Origin of the sequence: Algoriphagus sp., from assembly GCF_024642405.1 — a bacterium.
In the GTDB taxonomy this organism is placed as follows: Bacteria; Bacteroidota; Bacteroidia; order Cytophagales; family Cyclobacteriaceae; genus Algoriphagus.
On the sequence record NZ_JAHEBC010000144.1, the window covers coordinates 1 to 9,548 of the forward strand.

9 protein-coding genes are annotated in these 9,548 nt (G+C 37.9%); 5 read left to right on the top strand and 4 right to left on the bottom strand.

Going from position 1 to position 9,548, the window contains the following annotated elements:
• From Q0L68_RS11840 to Q0L68_RS11850, 3 genes are all read right to left on the bottom strand, one after another.
• Window positions 1-1,282: translation initiation factor IF-2 N-terminal domain-containing protein (locus Q0L68_RS11840; RefSeq protein ID WP_296703298.1), on the bottom strand; the 1,282-nt coding region annotated here is incomplete at its 3' end.
• 63 nt (window positions 1,283-1,345) lie between these two features.
• Window positions 1,346-2,590, bottom strand: a complete 1,245-nt coding sequence (nusA, locus tag Q0L68_RS11845; protein WP_296703301.1) for a transcription termination factor NusA — start codon at window positions 2,588-2,590, stop codon at window positions 1,346-1,348.
• A gap of 5 nt (window positions 2,591-2,595) precedes the next feature.
• Complete coding sequence (locus tag Q0L68_RS11850; protein ID WP_296703321.1) at window positions 2,596-3,069, bottom strand: ribosome maturation factor RimP; 474 nt, start codon at window positions 3,067-3,069, stop codon at window positions 2,596-2,598.
• Between the two features lie 333 nt (window positions 3,070-3,402).
• Here Q0L68_RS11850 and Q0L68_RS11855 point away from each other — a divergent pair, with 333 nt between their 5' ends.
• Genes Q0L68_RS11855 through rodA form a run of 5 tightly spaced genes read left to right on the top strand, consistent with a single transcriptional unit; the run spans window position 3,403 to window position 8,862 of the window.
• Entirely contained in the window at window positions 3,403-4,431 is a 1,029-nt protein-coding gene (locus Q0L68_RS11855; protein ID WP_296703304.1) for a rod shape-determining protein, read from the top strand.
• Window positions 4,432-4,438: 7 nt separating this feature from the next.
• Complete coding sequence (gene mreC, locus Q0L68_RS11860) at window positions 4,439-5,275, top strand: rod shape-determining protein MreC (RefSeq protein ID WP_296703307.1); 837 nt, start codon at window positions 4,439-4,441, stop codon at window positions 5,273-5,275.
• On the top strand, window positions 5,265-5,786 hold the full coding sequence (locus Q0L68_RS11865) for a rod shape-determining protein MreD (protein WP_296703311.1): 522 nt from the start codon (window positions 5,265-5,267) through the stop codon (window positions 5,784-5,786). Before mreC ends, Q0L68_RS11865 begins: the two co-directional genes overlap by 11 nt.
• The gene (mrdA, locus tag Q0L68_RS11870; RefSeq protein ID WP_296703314.1) at window positions 5,786-7,588 is read left to right on the top strand and encodes a penicillin-binding protein 2; all 1,803 of its coding nucleotides are present in this window, start codon (window positions 5,786-5,788) and stop codon (window positions 7,586-7,588) included. The genes Q0L68_RS11865 and mrdA overlap by 1 nt, the downstream gene beginning before the upstream one ends.
• The gene (gene rodA / locus Q0L68_RS11875) at window positions 7,588-8,862 is read left to right on the top strand and encodes a rod shape-determining protein RodA (protein ID WP_296703315.1); all 1,275 of its coding nucleotides are present in this window, start codon (window positions 7,588-7,590) and stop codon (window positions 8,860-8,862) included. The genes mrdA and rodA overlap by 1 nt, the downstream gene beginning before the upstream one ends.
• Here rodA and Q0L68_RS11880 read toward each other — a convergent pair whose 3' ends face one another.
• The gene (locus Q0L68_RS11880) at window positions 8,863-9,438 is read right to left on the bottom strand and encodes an HD domain-containing protein (RefSeq protein WP_296703318.1); all 576 of its coding nucleotides are present in this window, start codon (window positions 9,436-9,438) and stop codon (window positions 8,863-8,865) included.
• Window positions 9,439-9,548: the final 110 nt, after the last annotated feature.

The window sequence follows — 9,548 nt, forward strand, 5'->3', positions numbered from 1 at the left end:
CTTCAGCATCTAGTCTTTGGTTGATCGAAACAAACATACCCAAAGACATACAAGTCGAAATAATTTGGTTTACAGAAACGTCCAAAAGAGCTGCTAAGTCATTGGCAGAAATAAATTCTGTGACTTTAAGCAATTTTGTTTCTTCATTTTCGTGATCAACTTCTCTTTCTCGTTCTGCCTTTTTATCTCTTCTTGACTTAGATTTCCCCCCTCCCGGCTTGTTACCTTGAAGCCTAGCAAGAGTTTGCTTGATTTGATCCTGAATTTCTTTTTGAGTGGGTTCAGCTTTCTGTACTCTCGCTTGTCCTCCTCTATTTTGATTATTTCCTTTTTGACCTCCTTGGTTTCTATTACCACCACCTTGGCCTTGGTTTCTATTACCCCCGGCATTAGAACCCCCCTTGTCGATTCTTTTTCGCGGACGCTTTTTATCTCTTCCTCTTTCATCAGAAGACGCAACTGGACCACCTTTTTTCTTTGGCTTATCAGCAGGAAGTTCAATTTTGCCTAGCACTGTCAGACCCTTTAAGGAATCAGCTTTTGCAGAAATCAATTCACTTGGCTTTGGTCTTGGAACTTCTTCTTTCGGTGTTGAACTAGCAGCAGCTGGCTTAACCTCAGGTTTTGGGGCTACCGGTGGTGTTGGTTTAATATTTTTATGCTGAGGAGCATGAGGCTTCTTTTGATCCTGTTGTGGTTTTTGTTGGTGTTGAGGTTTTCTATTATCCCCCCCATGCCTTTGTCCGCGGTTACCCTGTCCCCCATGTCTTTGTGTAGGGGCTGGATTTTTACTCAAGTCAATTTTGCCAAGAACTTTTATTCCTTCCAGTTTTGGAGATTCTGTTTCAACTTTCGGAGCGTCAGGCTCTTTCGGTTTTACAGGAATTGGTTTTGGCTCTTCAGCTTTAACTTCAGGCTTTGTTTCTTCTTTCGGCGTTGGCTCTGGAGCCGGTGCAGGTTCGGCTTTTGGCTCAGATTTAGGAGCCTCCACAGGAGCAGCTTTTTGTTCTGGTTCGGGAGCCTTTTCTTGCTTTGGAGAATCTGGCTCCATCGAAATAGGCTCATGACGCTTCCCTATAGAAAGGTGGGAAGCCTCTTCTTTATCGAGGGCAGAAGATTTGAATTCCTTTTTCAGCATCTCCACTTGTTCCATGCTGATCTTGGAATTCGGATTATTCTCCACCTCAAAGCCCTTTTTAGCCATCGACTCAACTATGGTCGCCGTTCCCACGTTGAGTTTTCTTGCTATTTGGCCTAATCGTATCATTTTTTCTTCTGACATAAGCAAAAACCTCTTTCGAAATCTTAAGTAAAATAGGGTGTTTTTATAAGTAAACCCTTTGTATTATTGTTCAAATTCTTGTCTGAGGATTCTGAATATCTCATCGATCGTCTCTTCCTCAAGTTCTGTTCTTCGGAGTAAATCCTCCCTTGTTAAAGTCAAGACACTTTTAGCAGTATCCAAACCTGTCTTTTTCAACTCTTCAATGATCCATCCTTCAATTTCGTCACCGAATTCCAATAGATCAACATCCTCTTCCTCGTATTCATTCAATTCACGGAAAACATCTATTTCGTACTCCACCAATTTACTGGCCAATTTTATATTGAAACCACCTTTTCCAATAGCTAGGGAAACTTGGTCTGGTTTCAGGAATACAGATATTCTTTTCGTTTCCTTGTTTACAGTTATAGAAGAAACCTTAGCAGGGCTCAAAGCTCTTGTTACATATAGATCTAAATTATCTGTATAATTTATTACATCTATATTCTCATTTTGAAGCTCACGAACAACTGCATGGATTCTGGAACCCTTCATTCCGACACAAGCTCCTACTGGATCAATTCTGTCGTCATAAGATTCAACAGCAACTTTTGCTCTTTCTCCTGGTTCACGAACGATCTTCACAATCGTGATTAACCCATCATAGACTTCTGGAACTTCATTTTCAAATAATCTCTCCAAGAAAACCGGAGAAGTCCTTGATAAAATGATTTTTGGATTTCCATTCATCATGTCCACCCTGTGAACAATAGCTTTTACAGAATCTCCTTTTCTAAATCTATCTTTAGGTATTTGTTCTCCTTTGGGAAGAATCAGTTCATTTCCTTCACCATCCATCAGTAGAATTTCTCTACCTAATATCTGATAAACTTCAGCTGAAACGATCTCTCCAACTTGCTCCTCATACTTATTGTATAAAATATCTTTTTCAAGATCCTTGATTCGCTGGATTAATGTTTGACGAGCCATCTGCACGGCTCTTCTTCCAAATTCCTCCAACTCAATTTTCTCATATACTTCTTCACCTATCTCAAAATCGGGCTCAATCTTTCTGGCATCAGACAAACTAATTTTATCAAAATCCCAAATATCTTCAGAATTGTCGTCCACAATTTCCCTGATTCTGAAAATCTCGAGGTCACCTTTATCAGCATTAATTGTCACATCGAAGTTTTCATCAGATTCAAACTTCTTTCTAATCATTGCTCTGAACACATCTTCCAGGATACGGATCATGGTAGGTCGATCCACATTTTTAGATCTCGCAAATTCTGCGAAGGATTCTATTAAGATTTTGGCATCCATTTGAGTTATTTAAAAGATACTTGTACGATTGTTTTTTTCATCTCTTCAAAAGGAAGAACAACTTCCTCTTCCGTGGCTTTCTTGCCTTTTTCTTTTTTCTTCACCTGGATTTTTACCCCAGATGATTCCACTTCTACTAATTTCCCTACCAGTTCTTCACCGGTCGTTCGCAAAACTTTCAATTCCCTACCTACATTTTTCAGATATTGTCTTCTACTATTAAGAGGATAATCTAATCCAGGAGATGACACTTCTAAAATATAAGCCCCGGAAATTAAGTCCTTCGCCTCCAATTCCTCTGAAACGGCCCTACTGACATCCGCACAAGTTTGAATATTCAAACCTTCATCTGCGTCAATCAAAATACTCAAAGTTGTTTTACCTGCCTTTTCAGCCATTATAACCTCTACAATGAAATGATTTTCATCAGGTAGATGCTTTTCAACAATTTCTTCGATAGCTTGCTTCAGCTCGGACATAGTATGCATAATGAAAGAGGGGACATTGTTGTCCCCTCGAGAAACTTTCGAATACGCCACAAATGTAAAATAAATTTGATGCAAAAACAATTTGAGTAAAAAATCTACATAAGGATTCTTAACAACACACCCAAATTGGGGACTATCCTGAAATCAAACCCACCAAACTAAGGTTAAAGGTGCCCATTTTAATAAATACACCAAAAAATATCGGGTTTCTTTCAGATTTCTCCCTTTAAGGTAATAATTTTGCCGACCTCCGTTTAATAATAAGTACGCATCGTATTATATTGAACAATTAACTCCAAGTATTAGCCAATCAAAAAGTCAAAAATGGGATTATTCGATTTTTTCTCAAGTGATATAGCCATCGATCTAGGTACAGCCAACACCTTGATTATCCATAAGGATAAAATTGTGGTGGACGAGCCTTCTATCATTGCGATAGACAAAACTACAAACAGAGTACTGGCTGTTGGCAGGGAGGCGATGAACATGCACGAGAAAACTCATGAGAACATCAAAACAATCAGACCGCTTAAAGATGGTGTGATTGCTGATTTTTATGCGGCTGAGCAAATGATTCGGGGCTTAATTAAAATGATTCCTGGCCAGAAGAAAGGAATGTTTCCCCAATCCCATAGAATGGTCATTTGTATTCCTTCTGGAATTACGGAAGTAGAAAAAAGAGCGGTTCGTGATTCTGCGGAACATGCAGGGGCAAAAGAAGTGTATATGATTTTTGAACCAATTGCTGCGGCAATAGGTATTGGAATCGATATTGAGAAACCTATGGGCTCTATGATTGTAGATATCGGAGGAGGTACCACAGAGATCGCCTTGATAGCATTATCGGGTATTGTAGCTGATCAATCTATCCGTGTTGCAGGAGATACATTCACAAAAGATATTTTGGACTACATGCGGAGACAGCACAATTTATTAATTGGTGAAAGGTCTGCTGAAAAAGTAAAAATTGCCATTGGATCAGCCTTGACGGAGCTTGATGAGCCTCCGGAAGACCATGAAATCCGAGGCAGAGATTTAATGACTGGTATCCCAAAGGTAATAAAGGTTTCATATTCAGAAATTGCATTTGCTTTAGATAAATCAGTGTCTAAAATTGAAGAAGCAGTTTTAAAAGCTTTGGAAATTGCTCCTCCTGAACTCTCTGCAGATATTTATGATAATGGTATTCATTTAACTGGTGGAGGGGCTCTACTAAAAGGCCTAGACAAAAGACTGCACCAAAAGACTAAGTTACCAATTCATATCGCCGAAGATCCCCTTCGTGCTGTAGTAAGAGGTACAGGTACCGCCTTGAAAAATATACAGAATTTCAGAACAGTATTGATGACATAAGCCTTTAATGCTACGCATCCTCCAATTCCTTTACAAACTAAGGTCTTTTCTTTTATTCATTTTACTTGAAGTCCTAGCGATATGGCTGCTTGTCCAAAATAATTCTCCTCAGGGTGCGGCGTTCTTTAATAGTTCAAATGCAATGGCAGGTTCTATTTTAGAAACCCAATCTGATATCCGGGATTTCTTTTCACTTGCTGAAGCAAATCAAGCATTGGTAGTAGAAAATTCGAGACTTTTAGAACAATTAAATAGTCTTAAAATGGAGCCGGATTCAATAAAATTGGATTTAGATTCAGTTTTATCTGCTCAATTTGAATTCAAGGGGGCTAGAGTCATAAGTAATTCCCTCCGATTTGCTCAAAACCATTTGACATTGAATAAAGGCAGTCTAGATGGTATTGAACCTGGCATGGGAATTTTCAATGAAGCGGGAGTAGTGGGAAGAGTTAAATCTGTTTCTAAAAATTACGCTGTCGGAATTTCCTTGCTAAACAATGATCTACTGATTTCCTCCATCATTAAATCCACGGGAGATTTTGGCTCCATTAATTGGGATGGAAAGAATTCACAAAAAGCCAAATTGCTATATGTTCCGAGACATGTTCAAGCGCAAGTAGGCGATACAGTGGTAACTTCTGGATATAGCGCCGTATTTCCTCGAAATATAAATATTGGTGTGATTTCGAATGTAATACAATCAGGAGATCCAAATTACCTTGATATTGAGGTAACCTTAACAACAGATTTCAGCAAAATCTCATACGTTTATTTGGTTGAAAATACCCAGGCTAATGAGTTAGACACCTTATACCAAAAATCTGAATTACCTGATGAATTTTAGAAACCTTATTTCTTTTATTTTTCTAGTCTTAATTCTTGGGCTTGTCCAAATTCTATTTCTAAAAAATCTAGCTCTATTTGGTGTGGCTTTTTGTTTTATTTATTTGGTAGGAATCCTGAGTCTTCCTTTACAAATCAGGCACGTGCCTTTATTGCTTATTAGTTTCGGCATAGGATTATTAATCGATGTTTTTTACGATACATTGGGATTAAATACTCTGGCAGCAACATTTATGGCGTTTTTAAGACCTTATTGGTTAAAAATACTTAGACCAAATGGAGGTTATGATGATTCCAGCCAACCAACTTTACAGGAAATGGGATTTGGTTGGTTTCTGAGTTATTCCCTTCCTTTAACTTTCGGTTTTAGTCTGATATTTTTTACAGCCGATCAATGGGGAACAGGAGCTTTTCTAGGTATTCTAAACAAAAGCTTATTCTCCTCGATTTTTACAGTGCTTTTGGCTATTATTGTACAACTACTGTTCTTCAAACGCAGGAGAGGAATCTGATGAACGACCAAAGACCCGTAGCAATAATCATCTTCATTTTCTTGATTGGTTTGGTGCTTTTGACCAAACTTTTCATGATTCAAGTAATGGATGACAGCTTTATGAAAAAAGCTGAAAGGAATGCTATTCAAAGAGTGGTTGACCACCCTTATAGAGGATTGGTATATGACCGGAATGGAAAGTTACTGGTTTATAACAATCCAATTTTTGATTTGATGCTTGTTCCAAAAGAATTTGAGGTAGGTGACACCACCCGATTCTTAGAACTTTTTCGAATATCGAAAGAAGATTTAATTGAATCTTACAATGCGGCAAGAAAGTATTCATGGGTAAAACCTTCTCCTTTAATCAAACAAATCTCAACTACCGATTTTGCTAGAATTCAAGATTACTTAATAGACTATCCTGGTCTTTTTATCATGACGCGTTCCGTGAGGTCATATCCGCTTCCGATCGCCGCTCACGCTCTAGGCTATATTGGAGAGATAAACGCAAGACAATTAGAACAAGATTCTTCTAATTATTATAAACAAGGTGACTATGTTGGACTGAGCGGAATAGAACGCTTTTATGAAGACGATTTAAGAGGAAGAAAAGGTGTCAAATATAAAATGGTTAATGTCAGAGGAGTAGACAAAGGACCTTTTAAAGATGGTGAATATGATACCGCCTCCTTAGCTGGAAAGAATATAATCTCTACTATCGACATGGAGCTCCAGCGGTATGGAGAAATGCTGATGGATGGCAAAAAAGGTTCTGTGGTAGCAATTGAACCGAAAACCGGTGAGATATTGGCTATGATTTCCGCTCCTTACTATAATCCAAATGACTTAACCGGAGCCGAATTCAGTAAAACCTATAGAAGCCTTAATTCTGATGAAAGTAAGCCACTTTTCAATAGACCTATAATGGCAACATACCCTCCGGGATCTATTTTCAAAGTAGTTCAAAGTCTTATCGGATTGCAAGATGGAGTTTTGACTCCGGAAACGACCTTCGCTTGCAACAAATCTTTAGTAGCATGTCATAACCACCCTTCTCCAGTAAATCTTTTTGGAGCAATAAGAAATTCCTGCAACCCATATTACCATCAGGCTTTTCGTCAAATTATCAATCAGGAAGTTTCAAGCAATACCTATAAAGACACCGAAATTGGACTCAATGCTTGGCGTGAGAGAGTATTAAAATTTGGATTGGGGGGTCGACTTGGAGTAGATATGCCAAATGAAAAAGGTGGAAGCGTTCCGTCCAGTAAATATTATGATCGCTTTTATGGAGAGGGTAGATGGAAATACAGCACCATATATTCACTTTCTATTGGTCAAGGAGAGATGCTTGTCACCCCCCTACAGATGGCAAATCTTGCTGCTATTTTTGCAAATAAAGGATACTATTATACACCTCATTTGATTAAATCTATAAATGGAGATTCGAATCTAATTCCTGAGAAATTTAGAATCAAGAATGATGCAGGTGTTGATTCCCATCATTTTGACATGATCCAAGATGCGATGGGAGAAGCATTGTATGGAACTGCTACCAGAGCAATTATTAAGGATATAGCAATTGCTGGAAAAACAGGGACAGCCCAAAACCCCCATGGAGAAGATCACTCAGTATTTGTTGCTTTTGCACCAAAAGATGATCCTAAAATTGCGATTGCAGTTTATGTCGAAAATGCTGGTTGGGGAGGTAGAGCTGCTGCAAGTACTGCCTCATTAATGATAGAAAAATACATCCGTAAGGAAATTACCCGTCCTGAGCTTGAAAAATATGTTTTAGCTGGAAATTTCATCTATTAATGCGAGAGGCTGATATTCAAATAAATCGAGTTGACTGGCCGGTCGTGATGATCTATTTCGCCCTTGTAATTATTGGCTGGTTTAATATCTATGCAGCTGTTTATGATGGTCAGGTAGAAAAAAGCATTTTTGATCTCTCTATCAATTCTGGGATTCAGTTAGTTTGGATCGGGGCCGCTATTGCGATTATTATTGTGATCATGGCCTCGGACTATAGGCTATATGAAAACCTTTCTATCTACCTTTATCTTTTATTTCTTGTTATCCTATTACTTACACCATTTCTTGGTAAAGAAGTAAACGGGCAAACTCTTTCTATTGGTGTGGGATCTTTCCGAATCCAACCGGGAGAATTTGCCAAATTTGCCACAGCATTAGCTTTAGCCAAGTTTATGGAAAGGCCAACTTTCGATCTTTCCAAACGTACCTATCAAATCCAAGCATTTGGAGTATTGATTCTACCAGTAGTTTTAATATTACTACAGCCAGATACAGGAACAGCAATGGTCTATTTTTCTATGCTGATCATGTTTTATAGAGAAGGATTACCTCAATCTTATTTTATTTTAGGATTTGGATTGATTGCTGTAACTCTTTTAGCATTAGGAATTGAAAACAACCTATACCTTGCTGTTGCTATTTTAGCTTTTGTTATAATTTTGATTTTTTTAGGTAAAAAATCCTGGCAAAGGATTTTAGCATTTTCTTTAATCGGTGTTGGGTTAATAGCCTATGTATACAGTATTGATTTTGTGGTTTCCAAGCTTCCAGAACATCAGCAAAACAGGATTATGGTATTATTTAATCCTGATCTGGACCCTTTGGGCGTGGGATGGAATGTTACTCAATCAAAAATTGCAATTGGATCGGGAGGTTTAATAGGTAAAGGTTATCTACAGGGAACCCAAACAAAATTTGACTTTGTACCAGAACAACACACGGATTTTATCTTTTGTACGCTTGGGGAGGAGTTTGGCTGGCTTGGCAGTTTTGTAGTAATCTCTCTTTTTATAGCCTTACTGTATAGATTGATAATCATGGCAGAGCGACAAAAAACCAGATTCACAAGAATTTATGGCTACTGCGTGATCTCGATAATACTTTTTCACTTCATGATAAATATTGCCATGACAATTGGTTTATTCCCTGTAGTAGGAATCCCTTTGCCATTTTTTAGTTATGGGGGGTCATCACTTTGGTCTTTTACCATCCTCTTATTTATTTTTATTAAGATGGATTCTTCCAGAGCAATGCAGTTAGGAAGGTTAGGGTAATTAAGAATTTAAAAGTTTATTTAACCAAATCTGCTTTTTAGGTTCTCTGTTTTTGACTGCGAATGGGGTATGAAAATGGTGAGCTTTCAAAAAATTAATCTGCAAATTCTTCCATTGCTCTTCTGTTTCAATGACTTTCATATATTTTAGTTCTTCAAAAAGTTTTTGACTGATTTCGGGATAGTCAGATCTTCCTAAATAGTCTAAATCCGCATCACATATTATCATTTGTAAAGGGTTTAGTGGTGTTTGAGGAATCTTTGTAGCCATTACCAATCCCTTTACTTCCTTGATAGCCATATCATCAATCCCCAAATCTCTCATAATTTCTGCCGCCATGGCAGATCCCACTTCTTCATGGTTGGCTGAACCTTTTAAAAAACCCATGTCATGTACTATCGCTCCCGTTCTAAGCAAATACCGCTGTTCTTCGGACAATTTTAACCTTCGAATATATTGCTCACACACATTTAATACGTCCAACGTATGGTCTAGCCCATGATAGGATAAGTATGAAGGCAGATCAGACTTCAATTTCTTTAATACGATTCTTCTTAGTTTTAAGTATCCTTTCATTTCATTAAAAAGATTTAGACCTGCAAGGCAGATCTTAGGGCATAATACAAAATAAATACAAACAACAGGCCAATATTAAAAGAAAGAAACCTAATGGAAAGGTTAACATT